The organism is Flavobacterium cheonanense (assembly GCF_039539185.1).
Taxonomy (GTDB): Bacteria; Bacteroidota; Bacteroidia; order Flavobacteriales; family Flavobacteriaceae; genus Flavobacterium; species Flavobacterium cheonanense.
Genome location: NZ_BAABCT010000001.1, coordinates 163,890 through 181,280, shown reverse-complemented (window position 1 = coordinate 181,280; position 17,391 = coordinate 163,890). Strand labels below are relative to the sequence as shown.

The 17,391-nt window shown below is 31.2% G+C and carries 17 protein-coding genes and 1 pseudogene; 11 read left to right on the top strand and 7 right to left on the bottom strand.

The window, feature by feature from the left end; genetic code table 11:
* The first annotated feature begins 67 nt into the window (after positions 1-67).
* From ABD766_RS00875 to ABD766_RS00855, 5 genes are all read left to right on the top strand, one after another.
* Entirely contained in the window at positions 68-1,231 is a 1,164-nt protein-coding gene (locus ABD766_RS00875; RefSeq protein ID WP_344814942.1) for a sigma-54-dependent transcriptional regulator, read from the top strand.
* A gap of 78 nt (positions 1,232-1,309) precedes the next feature.
* Complete coding sequence (locus ABD766_RS00870) at positions 1,310-1,930, top strand: DEAD/DEAH box helicase (RefSeq protein ID WP_298307045.1); 621 nt, start codon at positions 1,310-1,312, stop codon at positions 1,928-1,930.
* Positions 1,931-2,042: 112 nt separating this feature from the next.
* Positions 2,043-2,258, top strand: coding sequence for a DUF2007 domain-containing protein (locus ABD766_RS00865; protein WP_298307043.1), 216 nt, complete (start codon positions 2,043-2,045; stop codon positions 2,256-2,258).
* 34 nt (positions 2,259-2,292) lie between these two features.
* Positions 2,293-2,538 (top strand): hypothetical protein, encoded by a 246-nt coding sequence (locus ABD766_RS00860; RefSeq protein ID WP_290836053.1) that lies wholly within the window; start codon positions 2,293-2,295, stop codon positions 2,536-2,538.
* 1 nt (position 2,539) lies between these two features.
* Positions 2,540-2,839: a type II toxin-antitoxin system RelE/ParE family toxin gene (locus ABD766_RS00855; RefSeq protein WP_344814941.1), complete on the top strand. Its 300-nt coding sequence runs from the start codon at positions 2,540-2,542 to the stop codon at positions 2,837-2,839.
* A gap of 71 nt (positions 2,840-2,910) precedes the next feature.
* Here the strand turns inward: ABD766_RS00855 and ABD766_RS00850 are convergent, their stop codons facing one another.
* The gene (locus tag ABD766_RS00850; RefSeq protein WP_344814940.1) at positions 2,911-4,140 is read right to left on the bottom strand and encodes an MFS transporter; all 1,230 of its coding nucleotides are present in this window, start codon (positions 4,138-4,140) and stop codon (positions 2,911-2,913) included.
* Positions 4,141-4,387: 247 nt separating this feature from the next.
* Between ABD766_RS00850 and ABD766_RS00845 the strand changes: the two genes are divergently transcribed.
* Positions 4,388-6,022, top strand: coding sequence for an ABC-F family ATP-binding cassette domain-containing protein (locus tag ABD766_RS00845; protein ID WP_344814939.1), 1,635 nt, complete (start codon positions 4,388-4,390; stop codon positions 6,020-6,022).
* Between the two features lie 142 nt (positions 6,023-6,164).
* Here the strand turns inward: ABD766_RS00845 and ABD766_RS00840 are convergent, their stop codons facing one another.
* From ABD766_RS00840 to ABD766_RS00820, 5 genes are all read right to left on the bottom strand, one after another.
* Entirely contained in the window at positions 6,165-6,515 is a 351-nt protein-coding gene (locus ABD766_RS00840) for a carboxypeptidase-like regulatory domain-containing protein (RefSeq protein ID WP_344814938.1), read from the bottom strand.
* 30 nt (positions 6,516-6,545) lie between these two features.
* A complete protein-coding gene (locus ABD766_RS00835; RefSeq protein WP_344814937.1) occupies positions 6,546-7,457 on the bottom strand; it encodes a hypothetical protein in 912 nt (303 codons plus the stop codon).
* 25 nt (positions 7,458-7,482) lie between these two features.
* On the bottom strand, positions 7,483-7,983 hold the full coding sequence (locus ABD766_RS00830; RefSeq protein ID WP_344814936.1) for an RNA polymerase sigma factor: 501 nt from the start codon (positions 7,981-7,983) through the stop codon (positions 7,483-7,485).
* Between the two features lie 123 nt (positions 7,984-8,106).
* The gene (locus tag ABD766_RS00825) at positions 8,107-8,835 is read right to left on the bottom strand and encodes a hypothetical protein (RefSeq protein WP_344814935.1); all 729 of its coding nucleotides are present in this window, start codon (positions 8,833-8,835) and stop codon (positions 8,107-8,109) included.
* A 99-nt stretch (positions 8,836-8,934) separates the two neighbouring features.
* Positions 8,935-9,768, bottom strand: coding sequence for a DUF6929 family protein (locus ABD766_RS00820; RefSeq protein ID WP_344814934.1), 834 nt, complete (start codon positions 9,766-9,768; stop codon positions 8,935-8,937).
* 133 nt (positions 9,769-9,901) lie between these two features.
* Between ABD766_RS00820 and ABD766_RS00815 the strand changes: the two are divergent.
* The 5 genes and pseudogenes from ABD766_RS00815 to ABD766_RS00795 all read left to right on the top strand — a co-directional run bounded on the left by ABD766_RS00815 (position 9,902) and on the right by ABD766_RS00795 (position 16,188).
* A pseudogene (locus ABD766_RS00815) lies at positions 9,902-10,774 on the top strand (PPK2 family polyphosphate kinase).
* Positions 10,775-10,919: 145 nt separating this feature from the next.
* Positions 10,920-12,326, top strand: coding sequence for an MATE family efflux transporter (locus ABD766_RS00810; protein WP_344814933.1), 1,407 nt, complete (start codon positions 10,920-10,922; stop codon positions 12,324-12,326).
* On the top strand, positions 12,310-12,888 hold the full coding sequence (locus ABD766_RS00805) for an HNH endonuclease (protein ID WP_344814932.1): 579 nt from the start codon (positions 12,310-12,312) through the stop codon (positions 12,886-12,888). Before ABD766_RS00810 ends, ABD766_RS00805 begins: the two co-directional genes overlap by 17 nt.
* An 11-nt stretch (positions 12,889-12,899) precedes the next feature.
* Positions 12,900-13,127: a hypothetical protein gene (locus ABD766_RS00800; protein ID WP_298115261.1), complete on the top strand. Its 228-nt coding sequence runs from the start codon at positions 12,900-12,902 to the stop codon at positions 13,125-13,127.
* A gap of 226 nt (positions 13,128-13,353) precedes the next feature.
* Positions 13,354-16,188 carry a BspA family leucine-rich repeat surface protein gene (locus ABD766_RS00795; RefSeq protein ID WP_344814931.1) on the top strand — a complete coding sequence of 945 codons (2,835 nt, stop codon included), beginning with the start codon at positions 13,354-13,356 and terminating at the stop codon, positions 16,186-16,188.
* 35 nt (positions 16,189-16,223) lie between these two features.
* Here the strand turns inward: ABD766_RS00795 and meaB are convergent, their stop codons facing one another.
* Positions 16,224-17,309, bottom strand: coding sequence for a methylmalonyl Co-A mutase-associated GTPase MeaB (gene meaB / locus ABD766_RS00790; RefSeq protein ID WP_344814930.1), 1,086 nt, complete (start codon positions 17,307-17,309; stop codon positions 16,224-16,226).
* Positions 17,310-17,391 lie beyond the last annotated feature (82 nt).

Sequence of the window (17,391 nt, the reverse complement as noted above, 5' to 3'; positions counted from 1 at the left end):
TTTTAATTTTTGTTAACTTTGTAACCCGAAACTCGCAACTCGCAACCCGAAACCCGAAACAAAAAGCATGAGCAAAATACTAATCATAGAAGACGAAGCATCCATCAGAAGAGTTTTAACCAAAATTCTTTCTGAAGAAAATGATACTTACCAAGTAGAAGAAGCCGAAGATGGCGTTCAAGGGCTTGAAAAAATTAAAAATTCAGATTACGATTTAGTTCTTTGCGACATCAAAATGCCAAAAATGGACGGCGAAGAATTATTAGAAGCTGTAAAAAAAATCAAACCCGAAATTCCAATCGTAATGATTTCAGGTCACGGCGATATGGAAACTGCTATCAATACTATGCGTCTTGGCGCATTCGATTATATCTCAAAACCACCAGATTTAAATCGTCTTTTGAATACAGTTCGTAATGCTTTAGACAAAAAACAATTGGTTGTTGAAAACAAAATTCTAAAGAAAAAAGTCAGCAAAAACTACGAAATGATTGGGAATTCTGAACCAATCAATCACATCAAACAAATGATTGAAAAAGTAGCTCAAACTGACGCAAGAGTTTTAATCACAGGTCCAAACGGAACAGGAAAAGAATTAGTAGCTCATCAATTGCACGAAAAAAGCGAAAGAGCGGCTTATCCATTAATCGAAGTAAACTGTGCTGCAATTCCATCAGAATTGATTGAAAGTGAGTTGTTTGGTCACGTAAAAGGTGCGTTTACTTCTGCGGTTAAAGATAGAGCAGGAAAATTCGAAGCAGCAGATGGCGGAACTATTTTTCTTGATGAAATTGGAGATATGAGTTTAGCAGCACAAGCTAAAGTTTTAAGAGCTTTACAAGAAAGTTTGATTCAAAGGGTTGGTGCTGATAAAGATATAAAAGTCAATGTTCGTGTAGTTGCTGCAACCAACAAAGATTTGAAAAAAGAAATCGAAGAAGGACGTTTCCGTGAAGATTTGTATCACAGATTGGCGGTAATTTTAATTAAAGTTCCAGCATTGAATGACCGACGAGATGACATACCTTTGCTAATCGAACATTTTGCTTCAAAAATAGCTGAAGAACAAGGAAATGCACAAAAAACATTTTCACAAGAAGCAACCAAATTGTTACAAGAATACGATTGGACTGGAAACATCCGTGAATTAAGAAACGTAGTAGAACGCCTTATAATATTAGGAGGAAACGAAATTTCTGAAACAGACGTGAAGTTATTCGCGAGCAAATAATTAAGTGATTAGTGAATAGTAATTAGTTAAAAGTCAATGCTAATTACTATTCACTATTCACTATTTACTAGAAAAAAAATGCAATTAAAAAAAATAAACCCAAACCTACAGCAAGCACTAATTGAAAACGATTTAATCGAAGCCAATGAAATGCAACAAGAAACATTTTCTACAATTAAAAGTGGGAAAGACGCAGTAATTCAATCACCAAGCGGAACAGGAAAAACTACAACTATTGTTTTAAATGTGATTCAGCGATTAGAAAAAACCCACGACGAGAGTACGCGTGCCTTAATCATTGTTGAAAACAAAGAGCGAGTTCTAGAAATGGAAGAGCTTTTCTTGAAATACGGAAATTATACTGATTTAAGTATTTTTGGAGTTCACGATAAAGGCGATACTGATTATGACAAAAATGTAATTTCTATGGGTTTAGATATACTTATTGGAACACCAAATAAAATCAACGCCTTATTTTCGTCAGCAGGATTCAATATGAATACGATAAAAATGTTTATCGTTGATGATGCTGATTTATTATTCAAGCAACGAATGGATGCCATCATTTTGCGCCTTTCAGCAAGTGTAGAAAAAACACAACGCATTTTCTTTTGCTCAGAAATCACAGAAAGAGTTGAGGTATTAGCTGACAAAATCATGATTGAGCCGCTTTTCTTCGAAATGGAAGACGAGGAGTAGGTTTCAGGTTCCAGGTTTCAGGTTTCAGATCTTCCCACTCAATTTGTTATTACGAAGGAATCTCACAATAAATTACAATCATACAATATACAACAATACAATATACAACAAAATGGGTTTAATCAAAATATTTTCAGGAGAAGAAGTTCTAGCTATTTCATTACAAGAAAAGATAGAAGCAGTTGGGATAAATACAGTTTTAAGACACAACAATCAAGCGAATGTTCTACCAAGTATTCAAACATCAAAAGCTGCTGAATTATTCATTCAAGAAGTTGATTACGGAAAAGCAAGTCCAGTAATTGAGGAATTTAGATTGAGTTTGTAATTTTTGTATATTTGTTTTTTAAAAACTATTTAAAATGGATATAACTGCAAAAAAAAATGAATTAGTTAATTGGCTACTTAATCTAAATGATGAAAGTAAACTAAAAAAAATCATTGCACTTAAATCAGTTTTAGATAAAGAAGTAGTTGCGCACACAATTAGTGGCTATCCTGTTGATAAAGAAGAGTATATCAATATGGTTAAAGAAGCCGACGAAAGAATTTCATCTGGAAAATTCACAACAATTGAAGATTTAGAAAAGGAAATTGAAAATTGGTAGAATGAAAAAACCAATACAGATTCTTTGGGATAATCAAGCAAAAGCCGATTTGAAATTAATCTTTGAATTCATTAAATTAAAATCCCCTCAAGGAGCAAAAAATGTTATTCGAGATATAATTATCCAAAGTAAAAGCATCCATTTTGCAGAGCAATATCAAATTGACGAATTTCTTGGAGAACCTTTTAGAAGAATGGTTGTTAGAAATTATAAAATTATATATAAAATTCAATCTGAGACAGAAATCAGAATTCTACAAATTTTTGACACTCGGCAAAATCCAATAAAACTAGAAAAATAGTAATTGAATTATTCATTCAAGAAGTTGATTACAGAAAAGCAAGTCCTTTAATTGAGGAATTTCGATTGAGTTTATAGATCTTTAAACAATTTTAATTGGTAGGTTAAGCCCGAAATCAATATTCCAAAAACTCCAATAAAGGCAAACGAATATTTCAAGCTTGTAAGTTCGGCGATGTAACCTATTATTGGTGGTCCAATTAAAAATCCGACAAAGCTGATGCTTGAGACTATTGTTAACGCAACACTTGTTGAAACTTTTTTACTGTTTCCAGCTGCATTAAATACAATCGGAATTACATTAGAAACTCCAAATCCAACTAACATAAAAGCAATCGTACAAGGAATCAAATAAGGAAATAAAACAGCGCAATATAATCCGATTGATATCACAAATCCACTTGTAAGAATCACATTTCTTGAACCAAATTTTCGAACTAAAATATCACTCAAAAATCGTCCAATTGCCATAGTTATCATAAAGGAAGTGTAACCCAAAATGGCTAATGCACCTGGAGCTTTTACAATTTCTTTAAAATAAACGCCACTCCAATCAAACATTATTCCTTCACTCGCCATACATAAAAAACAAATCAAACCATACCAAATCAAAGTCTTATCTTGAATTTTAAAGAAGGAAGTTTTTTCTTTTTCTATTGGTTTTTGAGGTTTGACTTTTACTAAATAATTATAATTAGTTGCAATTAATAAAGTTATAATCAATAAAACTATTAAGAAATGTTGAAAAGGAGATAGTTTTAAAAACAACATCAACAATGCTAATAATGCACCAGAAAATCCAGCCAAACTCCATGAACCATGAAACGATCCTGTTATAGGTTTGTCAAACAATTGTTGTGTAAAAACGCCTTGAATATTTACCGCAATATTGCAAAAATTACCAAAAAATCCGAAGAGAAATAAACCTAAAGCTAGTTGCCAACTTTCGGTAGGTAAACCCAATAAAGTCAAGAAAAAAGCATAAACAAAAAGTCCTAAAATGGCTATTTTTCTACTGCCATATTTTGCAACAACTATTCCAGACAATGGCATAGCAATTAATTGACCTGCCGGTAAAGCAAATAAAATCGAACCTAAATCAGATTCACTTAAATTCAAACTTAATTTTAAATCAGGAATTCTACTTGCCCAAGTTGCAAAGCAAAAACCCATTCCGAAGAAAAATAACGAAGTTGCTATTCTTATTCGAATAAGATAAGATTGTTTCGCTTTTTGGAACGATTTTTTAATCTTCGCTTTAGGTAAAATTTTGCTTAAAAAACTATAGTCAATTAATGGCATAAGGTTTCATTAGATTTTCAAAATTACTCTAAATTTATTTTTTGTCTTTCAAATTATGTAACTAAATCTTCCGAATTATTTAAACTTTAAAAAATTAGCATTTCAATTAATAAATCATTGAAAAACAAACCTTTTTTTTCTGATATTGAAATTGATAAATTCCTTAATTAATCTATCTTTGCACCTTCAAAAATTTAAATAGATAGAAGTACCCAACTTCCATCTTCTAACTTCCAACATATTAAAAATGATTACAGTTAACGATATTGCCGTTGAATTTGGTGGAACAACTCTTTTTAGTGAAGTAACATTTGCTATCAATGAAACTGATAAAATTGCCTTAATGGGTAAAAATGGTGCAGGAAAATCTACCTTGTTAAAAATTGTTGCCGGTGCAAATAAACCAACACGCGGAAATATTTCAGCGCCAAGTGATGCGGTTGTTGCCTATTTGCCTCAACATTTATTAACAGAAGATAATTGTACGGTAATGGAAGAAACATCAAAAGCGTTTGCTGCGGTGTTGAATATGAAAAAAGAAATCGACGAAATCAACGAACAATTGACCATTCGTACCGATTACGAAAGTGATGACTATATGAAATTGATTGAAAGAGTTTCGGAGCTATCTGAAAAATACTATTCAATTGAAGAAGTGAATTATGAAGCCGAAGTTGAAAAAATTTTAAAAGGTTTAGGATTTGAAAGAGAAGATTTTAATCGTCCAACGAAAGAATTTTCAGGTGGATGGAGAATGCGAATTGAATTAGCTAAAATCTTATTGACAAAACCAGATTTAATTCTTCTAGATGAGCCAACTAATCACTTAGATATGGATAGTATCGAATGGTTGGAAGATTTTCTTATCAATCAAGCTAAAGCAGTAATGGTAATTTCGCACGATAGAGCCTTTGTAGACAACATTACAAACCGAACTATCGAAGTTACAATGGGAAGAATTTATGATTACAAAGCCAAATATTCTCATTATTTAGAATTAAGAAAAGAGAGACGTATTCATCAGCAAAAAGCATATGATGAACAACAGAAATATATCGCAGATAATCAGGCATTTATTGATAGATTTCGTGGTACTTTTTCAAAAACCGATGCCGTTCAATCGCGTGTTAGAATGTTAGAAAAAATTGTTCCTATCGAAGTTGATGAAATTGATAATTCGGCTTTAAAGTTGAAATTTCCACCATCAATTCGCTCAGGTCAATATCCAGTAATTGTTAAAGATTTAGAGAAATCGTATGGTGATAAATTGATTTTTAAAGATGCCAATATCGTAATTGAACGTGGAGATAAAGTAGCATTTGTTGGAAAAAATGGTGAAGGAAAATCAACTATGATTAAAGCCATCATGAAAGAAATCGAAATCAATAGCGGTTCGGTTGAGATTGGACACAATGCTCAAATTGGTTACTTTGCTCAAAATCAAGCAGCTTTATTAGACGAAAACGCTACTATATTTGAAACAATTGATAACATTGCAGTTGGTGATGTTCGTACTCAAATAAAAAATATTCTTGGAGCTTTTATGTTTCATGGCGATGATACAACCAAAAAAGTAAAAGTACTTTCTGGTGGTGAAAAAACGCGTTTGGCAATGATTAAATTATTGTTAGAACCTGTAAATCTTCTAATTTTGGATGAGCCATCAAATCACTTAGATATGAAAACTAAAGACATTATCAAAGATGCTTTACGTGACTTTGACGGAACTTTAATCTTAGTTTCACACGATAGAGATTTCCTTGACGGATTGGCTACCAAAGTATTTGAATTCGGAAACAAGCGAGTAAAAGAACATTTTGAAGACATAAAAGGTTTCTTAGCTCACAAGAAAATGGATTCTTTGAAAGAGATTGAGAAGTAGATTTTAGTATTAAGACAATTAAATATATAAAACCCGATAAATTCTATGAACTTATCGGGTTTTTTAATTAACCAAATTTAACCTAATTATTTTCTAGCTACGTTTTTTCAATAGCTTCTTTTGAAATTTCAATTATTTCTGTTTAAGTTTTTTGTTTTCTAATGGAACTCTCAACTGGATAAGTTTCTTGTAATAAAATGGTATTACTTATTAAGACTATGTTTAAGGTATTTGTTCGCTTCTTTATTTTTACTTTAACAGAATCGTATCCGATAAAGCTAAATAGCAATGTATCGCCAACCTTTGCTTTGATAGAAAATTTTCCATCGAAATCGGTATGAGTAAACGTTTTAGTTCCTTTTATTTGAACAACTACAAATGGAAGTACTTCGTTTTCATCAGAAACGGTTCCTGTTATTGTTTTTTCTTGGCTAAAACTAAGGAAACAACAAAACATAGTTATAGCTAATGAAATAAGTTTAAGACTTTTCATGGTTTGATTTTTTTAATATGTAAAAATGGTTTATTCCTTTTTAGGCATAGGTTTTCCGTCTTTTGTTGTTACAATTACAACACCTTTTTTTCCTTTTTCTCCATAAATTGAAACTGCTTTTTCTGGAGGTAAAATAGAAATACTTTCAATCTTTTGTTTATTCAAAGGCGCATAAGGACTTGTCGGATTCGGACCAAATAATTCTTGTTCGGTGTAATATATTTTATTAATAATATAAAGCGGCTCAGGTAATTCTAAAATGATTTCAATATCTTCATCATTAATGTTAGATAGTTTTTCTCTAGTAACTTCACCATCTACTACAACAATTGGATCTAGTTTTTTAGTATCCTTACTCTTTTTTAAATTATCATCATTCTTTTCTGCCTTAACTTCTTCATACGTTACTCCACGTGATTCAAAATTGTTATTGCCATACCAAGTAGTGTTAGAATTTCTAGGAGCTTGATTATTTTTTACTACGCTTGGTACTTCCATAATATCATCATAACTCTTTGCTTTAACTTTTTCTTCTGCTTTTTCAGAGATAACTACTGGATTCGGTTTTGTAATTTGCTCTTTCAAAATTTCATCCACATTTTCTTTAATATTCGGATTCTCAATTTCTGTAGAAACTATGGCATTTTGATTTTCTAATGAATCTTGAATTATTGGCTTTTCAGCTTCTTTTGTTACGATTTCATTATTGGGTGAAACAATTTCTTTTTCGGTTTTAAAAAACTGATAACCAATGGTAACTACTAATATAATTGAGGCTGCAACTAAAAGTTTCTTCCAATTGTTGTTATGTTTCTTTTCAACTTTGGTATCTAGTTTTGCATCAATTATCGACCAAACTTTTTCCATCGAGGGAAAATCTTTGGTTTCAGCATTTTCAGCAGCCGATTTTATTTTGTTGAATAAATTATCTTGATTGTCCATGATATATGCTGAATGTATTTCAGTACTATTTTACTTGTTGATAATAATGATTGTTGACTAATTCTTTTAGTTTGGTTTTAGCCACATTCAATTGTGATTTTGATGTTCCTTCCGATATTTTTAGCATGCTTGCTATTTCTTTATGACCGTAACCTTCAATCACAAAGAGGTTAAAAATAGTTTTGCATCCTTCTGGAATAAAATTGAGTAAATTCAACAAATCTTCTTCTTCCAAATGAGTCTCCGGCAACGTTTCAGGTTGCAGTTGGATACTTGCGTCTTCAATGTAAATATTAAAGTTTACGTTTCTTTTCAATTGATGCAAACATTGATTTACTGTTATTTTTCTTGCCCAAGCTTCAAAAGCGCCCAATTCTTTCAACTGATCCATTTTGGTGAAAATAGTATAGAAAGCATCGGCCAATACTTCTTCAATCTCTTCTTCCTTTTTTAAATACCTTTTACAAGTGCGATACAACTTAGGCGACATCAGTTCGTAAACTTGTCGCTGTGCATCGCGTTGCATTTTTCGGCAGTTAATAAGTATCGTTTCGTTTATCACAATTAAGGTATTTATTATAAAGAGAACATTTTTTATAAAAAGGTTGGGAAGAGATGAAAAAAAGTTTTCAGTTTCAAAAGTTGTTTGTCATTCTGTAGGAAAGTTTTTTTCAATAGCTCTTAGAATATACCAATCTATATACTTATCCATAACGTTTTGATAATTAAATTCTTTACCAAATTTTGATTTACTCGGAAGTATATCCAATATTACCTGATTGACATCCAAATTTACCAATTTATTTTTAATAAGTTTTTCTCCGATATAAAAAGGCTGCCCACATCTGTGATAGTCTTCAAACTTAAAAAATGTTTTTTCTCCTTCATAATAAAAACAAATTAAAATGCTCTTTCTACCATCTAAACTACCATAAATCGATTCTTTTTTTGGTTTTTCAAATTCAATAAACTCTGAAAAATCTTTTAAATTTGTAATGTCAATAATTAATTCATTTTTTAAATCTTGACTCATCTTTTTATTTTGAGAATGTACTATTTGACTGTAAAAGTTTATACTTTTTTTTATTTTATACTTTTTTACTTTTAATTTTTTTAATAAAAAATAATCATAAGTAAAGTTGTCTTTTTTGGTATTTAATTCAATCCATAAATTATTAATTAATGTTGAATCAATTTTTTTATTTGAAAGATGAAATGAATTGTCAACTCGAATAATTTTTAAAGTTTCTGAAATATCTTTCTTTAATGCTAATGTCGAGTAATTATAATTCAAAACTATTGAATCAAATTTTATTGAGTTTTGACTAAATGTTGTTTGGAAATTAATAAGTAAACCTAATAGTAAATTTTTTTTCATGGAGTCTTTTATCAACTTAGATGATATTTTTTATTAAAAGGTTGGGAAGAGATGAAAAAAAGTTTTTTAAGTTTTATTCAATATGGTTTTCACTTTTCACTATTTACTAATCACTAACTTATAAATATTAGATTCTAAAACTTCAGTATCGTTATCTTCACAAAGTAAAAACTCAATTTCTTTTTCCGATTTTTTGAAAAGCGTTATTCCTTCAAATTTTTGTGTATTGGTAATTTTCTTTGTAAAATCAATTTTCATTTTCTTTAAATCAATTCTTCCTACTATGCTTCCAAGAACTTCACCATCATTATAGGTTGAATCTGTATTCTCTGCTGTTGCTAGAAAATAGATTTTGTCGTCAACTAAAATGGCATCGGTAAAACTAGTTCTAATTCCTTTTATTTTAGGTAGTTTGTATTCATTGGCTACAATTCGGAATTCATTGGCTAAGTTTTTTCCGTCGATTGTGAAAACTACATTTTTATTGGTTTTTCCATTACCTCTGTTGAACAAAAACCAAGTTTGACCATTAAAAATAGCACCTTCTAAATTAAAATCTTCTTCAGCTATTTTTCCAAAAGATTGCATTGCCAAATATAAATCGGATAAATCTTGCGATTTAATTACACTTTTAGATTTAGCATCAACTTGAACCATAATAGTTCTGTTTACGGTTGAACCTGAACCAAAAAGGTATAAACTATCTTGATATTTTGTAATGGCTTCAAAATCGGGTTTCAGTTTTTTAGGAATATTTTCTTCGGGGTTTTCGGCTAATGCGTGACGTTCAAGTTTGTTATTATCGATATGATATTCATACAAGTAGGAGCTGTTGTCTCCGATTGCTAAAATAGAATTATCCTGATAAATCAATCCAGAAGCTGAGCCAAGCCCAATGATTTTAAATAGAAGTGTAAGTTGAAATTTTTCCATAAGTTATCAGATAGTTTTAGCCCAGATAGTAGCGGCATCCTTTTCCTTTTTTCTTTAAAAAGGAAAAGATAGAGCGAATAGCTGGAAATAGCTCCTCAAAAATACTATTTTTACAAATATAAATATACGATATATGAAATCAATTAACATAGAAGATTTTAAAGTTGTTGGAAACATAAATTTGTCAAAAATCCCAACAAAATTAGATATTGATACAGATAAAGAGCAAGAGGAAGTAGAGTTGGACAAAGTTCAAATGAAGTTGAGTAAAAAGCAAGATGCGATGTATGCCCACAATCGTCATGCTTTTTTAATATGCTTGCAAGGAATGGACACCAGCGGAAAAGATAGTTTAATTCGTGAAGTTTTTAAGGAATTTAATCCGCGTGGAGTAGTGGTTCATAGTTTTAAAACGCCAAATTCTACCGAATTGGAACACGATTATTTATGGCGTCATTATTTGGCTTTGCCTGAAAAAGGAAAGTTTGCTGTTTTTAACAGAACACATTATGAAAACGTGTTGGTAACTAGAGTTCATCCCGAATATATTTTGTTTGAAAACCTGCCAGGAATTGAAAAAGTGGAAGATATTACGCCTCAATTTTGGGAAAATCGTTTTGAGCAAATCAATAATTTTGAGAAACACATTTCGCAGAATGGAACTAAAATTTTGAAGTTTTATTTCCACATGAGTAAAGAGTAGCAACGATTACGATTGTTAAAACGATTAGAAACACCAGAAGACAATTGGAAATTTTCGGCTGGTGATTTAAAAGAACGTGAACGATGGGACGATTATATGAAGTACTACGAAGAAGCCATTAATAAAACTTCTACCGAAAATGCACCTTGGTATATTGTTCCTGCCGATGATAAAGGAATAGCACGTTATATTGTTGCCAAAACCATTTGGGAAGAAATGCAAAAGCTAACCGATATCACCGAACCAGAATTGGATCCAAAAGTTGCCTCTAATATTGAGTTATACAAAAATCAATTGAAATAACAACTTCAAAAATCAACTTCAAAAATCAACTTCAAAAATCAACTTCAAAAGTCAATTTCATTTTTTTTATATTTTATTGATTTTTGAGGTTGAGATTGATATTTGAAGTTGAATTACCTATTTTTGCGCACTCAAAAAACGCACCGTGAATTTATCTCAATACACTAAAGAGTTTCGTTACAATCTTCAATTGGCTTATCCAGTAATTTTGGGTATGCTTGGTCATACCTTAATTGGAATTGTAGATAATATTATGGTTGGAAAATTAGGTTCAACCGAATTGGCGGCTGTTTCACTTGGGAATAGTTTGATTTTTGTTGCGATGTCCATCGGTATAGGATTTTCAACGGCTTTAACTCCGATAATTGGTGAAGCTGATGCAGAGAACGATAATGTTAAAATTCGTTCGGCTTTTCATCACGGAATGCTTTTGTGTACCATTTTAGGGTTTGCATTATTCGGAATGGTTGTTTTAGCCAAACCAATCATGGAATTATTACATCAACCAAAAGAAGTGATTGAATTAGCAAAACCATATTTAGATTGGGTTGCTTTTTCATTAGTTCCATTAATAATTTATCAAGGATATAAGCAGTTTGCCGATGGTTTGTCAATGACAAAATATTCGATGTATGCCATTGTTGGAGCCAATATCATTCACGTTATTATCAACTACTTATTAATCTACGGAATTTGGATTTTTCCAAAAATGGGAATAATAGGCGCAGCTCTTGGAACTGTGATTTCCAGAATTGCGATGGTAGTTTTTATGCATTTTATTTTGGCAAAACAAGAACGCTTGAAACAGTATTTTAAAGGATTTAGTTTTGATGAAATTAAGAAAGCAACTATAGTAAAAATTGTAAATTTAGGAATGCCATCAGCAATGCAAATGTTGTTTGAAGTAGTACTATTTACAGCAGCAATTTGGCTTTGTGGCAACATCGGAAAAACAAGTCAAGCAGCCAATCAAATTGCATTAAGTTTGGCTTCAATGACGTTTATGTTTGCTATGGGATTGAGCGTTGTTTCTATGATTAGAATTAGTAATCAAAAGGGATTGCAAGATTATAAAAAATTAGTTGTTGTTGCTCGCTCCATCTTTTTACTAGCAATCATTATAGAAGTTGTTTTTGCGATATTGTTTGTAGTTTTTCATCAAATTTTACCACCATTATTTTTGGATATGGAAGACCAAGTGCAACTTGTTGATAATGCAGAAGTTGTAACAATTGCGGCCAAATTATTATTGGTTGCAGCTATCTTTCAAATATCAGATGGAATACAAGTTGTGGTTCTTGGAGCGTTACGCGGATTACAAGATGTGAAAATTCCTATGTATATTACGTTTGTGGCTTATTGGATAATTGGATTTCCAATATCCTATTATCTGGGTGAATATACTGAATTGAAAGCTGTTGGGGTTTGGTTAGGGCTTTTAGCTGGATTAACAGCGGCAGCATTATTTTTGTATATTCGCTTTCATTATTTAACAAAATCATTAATTTTGAAAGATAGTAGTAAATCAACCCCAAATGATACAACTGAATAGAGGAGAAGAGTTCAAACAAATTTATATTGAACATCCATTGCAATTGAAATATGCCGTTTCCAACCATGGACGAATTATTAGTTACTCTGATGATTTTATAAACGGAAATGAATTGAAAGGGACTATGGCTGAGGGTTTTCGAGTTTTTAGATATCAGATAAGAGAAAATGGTAAAAGAAAAACAAAAGGATTTTTGATATACAAACTAGTAGCTCAGTATTTTATTCCAAATGATAATCCTGAACGTACTATGGTTTTGCATTTAGATTATGTAAAAACCAATGATAGAGTTGAAAATTTGAGATGGGCAACTAGAGCAGAACAAGTCGCCTTTCAATCTAAAAATCCAGCGGTTATTGCAGGAAAATTAAAAATTATAGAGATTAATAAAAAAGCTGATGGAAGAAAATTAACTTCTACCCAGGTAATAAGAATAAAAAAAATGTTGCAACGCCCAGAGAATAAAACACGTTTGGTGATGATTGCAAAACAATTCAATATTTCAACCCAACAATTATACCGAATTAGGACTGGTGAAAATTGGGGTCACATTAAAGTTTAAAAATAAATACTATGCAATTACCAAAGTTTGTATTAGCAGACAACTCCGATTTTCCCGACGATATCTTCGTTATTCATTTAGATTTTCCACGTTTTATAATCAATTTGAAAGACGATGAAGTAGAGTTTTTAGAAGATTTAGAAGGAGAAGACGAAACCGAATTAGAATCGGAAATGGAACATTTAATTACACTAGCAGGTGAATTCTACGACAAAGAAATGGAAGCTTACGAAGAGTAAGTAATTTCTTTTATAGTTAACTAATTTTGTTTAACATATTAACTCATTAAAAAGATAAATTTATTTTTTTAATGAGTTTTTTTGTTATAGTAAAAACTAGAGTTTAGACTATTTATCATTATTATCTGTACGATGTATGCATGTTTTTTCGATTAAACAAACTATAAATAAATAAGAAAAAATATTGTTTAAAAACTTGATTATCTTAAATTTATGAAAAAAAGTTATGAAAATAAAGATACTATTGTTGATTCAATTTCTTTTGCTTTGTCAATTAAGTTTTGCTCAAGATTTTATTACAAAATGGATTACTTTTAATGGAGCTACACAGATTTCATTTAATGCTGTGACCACAGGTACTGTTAACTATACTTGGGAAACAGTCTCTCCAGCAAGTCCAGCTTCAGGTTCGGGAAGTTTTACAGGACCAAATGTCAATATTGGAGGATTCCCATCAGGAGTTGAAGTTCGTTTATCTATTCAACCTCAAAATTTTAAACGAATTTCTAATACGCAAGGATTTTTTGCCTACAGCTTAGTAGAAGTAGAACAGTGGGGTGCTGTTCAATGGACAAGTATGGAAAATGCTTTTAAAGATTCATTTAATCTTCAAGTTACAGCCACTGATATACCTAATTTATCCAGTGTTACTTCTATGGCTAGTATGTTTGAAAATTGTGGTAATTTAAACTCTCCATTCAATATTAATAGTTGGAATACTGCAACAGTTACGAATATGTCTGGAATGTTTAAATCATGTCTATTTTTTAATCAAGCATTAAATCAATGGAACACATCTAATGTAACGGATATGTCAAGTATGTTTGAAAGTGCTCAATCCTTTAACTTGAATATAGGAAACTGGGATACATCAAATGTGACAAATATGTCAAGAATGTTTGCAAATGCATATTCTTTCAATAGAAATATTAATTCTTGGAATACTGCAAACGTAATTAACATGTCAGGTATGTTTAAAATAGATCAATTTAGTGGTTTTTTAGGTTCATTTAATCAACCCATTGGCTCTTGGAATACAGGTTCAGTATTAGATATGTCTGAAATGTTTGAAGCAAATGAGGCTTTTAATCAAAATATTGGTAATTGGAATACTTCCAATGTTACTTCTATGGCATCAATGTTTAGAGGTGCTTCAAGTTTTAATCAAAATATTGGTAATTGGAATACTTCAAGTGTTACCAATATGTCCCAAATGTTTGGTAAAACAATTAATTTTCAATTTGTTGCAAGTTCATTTAACAATGGCGGAAGTAATTCAATTCAAAATTGGAATACTGCAAATGTTATAAATATGTCGGGAATGTTTGAAGGAGCCTCATCATTTAACCAACCACTTGGAAATTTGATTTTAAACCCAAATGTTGATTTAACAAAAATGCTTGATAGCTCAGGAATAGATTGTTCTAATTATTCACAAACCTTAATTGCATGGAATAACAATCCAAATACACCTAATAATAGAATTCTTGGGGTATCACTCGTTGAATATGGACCACAAGCTGTAGCTGCTGTAAATAACTTAACTGTAACTAAAGGATGGGGTTTTTCTGGTCATGATATTTTTAGCATTAATCCATCTTTCACTATTCAAACAACATATTGTCGTGGAGCAACAATACCAAATTTGCCTTTAATTTCAGATAATGGTGTTTCAGGAACTTGGATTCCGTCTATCAATAATTTGCAAACAACAACCTATTTTTTCGTGCCAGACTTTGGTCAATGTGGAGTAGCATCTAGTGTTACAATTAATATTACTCAACCTATAATACCAACATTTTCAATTCAAGATAATTATTGTAGTGGTGCAACAATCCCAGCTTTACCAACCACTTCTACAAATGGTATATTTGGTGTATGGACTCCAGTAATTAACAATACGCAAACTACAACTTACACCTTTACTCCAAATTCTGATCAATGTGGAACAACAACAACGTTAACTATAGTTATTAATGTAGCTGTTGCACCAAATTTTAATTTTCCAACAAATTATTGTTCAGGCGAAACAATTCCTGATTTGCCAACAACTTCTTTAAATGGAATTACAGGTACTTGGTCTCCAGCAATAAATAATTTACAAACAACAACCTACTTTTTTACACCAAATTCAGGTGATTGTACTTTAACAACTCCAGTAACAATAACCATCAATCCTACAATTATTCCAACATTCAATATTCAAAGTTCTTATTGTAGTGGATCAAATATTCCATCTTTACCTACAACATCTTTGAATGGAATTGCTGGAACTTGGTCACCTCAAATCAATAACAGTTCAACTACTTTATACACATTTACTCCAAATCAAAATCAATGTTCGCAAACAAGTACATTGACGATAACAATTAATCAGCAAACTATTCCAGTTTTCAATATTTCTAATACTTTTTGTAATGGAGATGTTGTTCCTACATTACCAAATTTATCAACAAATGGAATTTCGGGTTCTTGGATACCTCAGACTATAAGTAATACGCAATCTGGAAGCTACACTTTTGTGCCTTTTGGTGGACAATGTTCAACAATTTCGACTTTAAATGTTACAATAAATCAAGTTAGTAATCCTACAGGAAATTCGGTTCAAAATTTTACTGCGAATTCAACTATTGCTAATATTGTAATCAATCCAACTAATGTTATTTGGTATGCTTCATTTAGTGATGCTGTTTCAAATACAAATCCACTAGCTTCAAGTACTCCACTTGTAAACAATACTAGTTACTATGCTGTTAATGTCCAGAATGGTTGTAGAAGCCAACCATTTGAGGTTTTAATAAATAGTTCACTTGCTAACAATGCTTTTGATTATTCGAGTTTAACGTTTTACCCTAATCCAGTAAAAGAAGATTTAAATATTGTATTTAATAAAGTGATTGACACTGTTGAAATTTTTAACTTAATCGGTCAAAAATTAGCTGTCACTAAACCAATGTCAGCTGATTTTAGTCTTAATTTAAGTAATCTTTCATCAGGTTTTTATTTAATAAAAATTTATTCAGATGATAAGATTGGCGAGGTAAAAGTTTTAAAGGATTAAATCAATTTTCCATAAATGGTTAAATATTGTAAATTTTAGGATTTAAAATATTTTCCCAACAAATTTATAGCAGCTGCAAATGGTGAAATTTCATCATTTTGCACTGCTTTTTTGTTTTCTTCTAATAGTTTAATAATCTCAGGATGATTGTAGAAATTCGACTTTAATTGCTCGTTAATAGTTTCCATCATCCAAAATTGATTCTGATTTTGACGTTTTTCCTCAAAATAATGATTCGTTTTAACCAATTCAAAATAATCTGAAATCGTTTTCCAAACTGTATCAATTCCTTCTTTGGTATAAGAACTACAAGTTGCTGCAGTTGGAATCCAGCCACTTTGCTTTGCTGGAAATAAATGTAATGCTCTGTTGAATTCTGTTTTGGCTAATTTAGCTTTAGCAATATTATCGCCATCGGCTTTATTGATTACAATTGCATCTGCCATTTCCATAATACCACGTTTTATACCTTGTAATTCATCGCCTGCACCAGAAATTTTTAACAATAAAAAGAAATCTACCATGCTATGAACAGCAGTTTCGCTTTGACCAACGCCAACAGTTTCAATGATAATGGTATCAAATCCGCAGGCTTCACAAAGAATTATGGTTTCACGTGTTTTTCTTGCAACTCCACCAAGTGTTTCGCCAGAGGCACTCGGACGAATAAAAGCATTTTCATCTTTTACCAATTCTTCCATTCGGGTTTTATCACCAAGAATACTTCCATGAGAAATCGTACTACTTGGATCGACAGCTAAAACGGCAACTTTTCTTCCTAAGGAAGTGATATGTTTTCCAAAAGCTTCTATAAAGGTACTTTTTCCAACGCCTGGAACGCCTGTAATTCCAATACGTATTGATTTATTGGCATGAGGTAAACACGCTTGAATTATGGTATTAGCTTTTTCTAAATGTTCAGGATTGGTACTTTCAACTAGTGTTATTGCTCGACTTAAAGCTACTTTATCTTTTGCCAAAATACCATCAATCAACTCTTGCGCTGAAGGTTGTTTTCTTCGCATTTGTTTGATTACTTCAACCGAAGAATTACTCAAACTCTGTGGTTGATTAACGCCATCTTTTTCCGATAAAGCCGATTTTTTTGATGATTGTTCCAATAGTAATGGTATTTCTATTACAAATTTAAGTAAAATATTTTCGTTATGAACTTTGCGATAAAATTTTGCTTCTTTGCCGTTA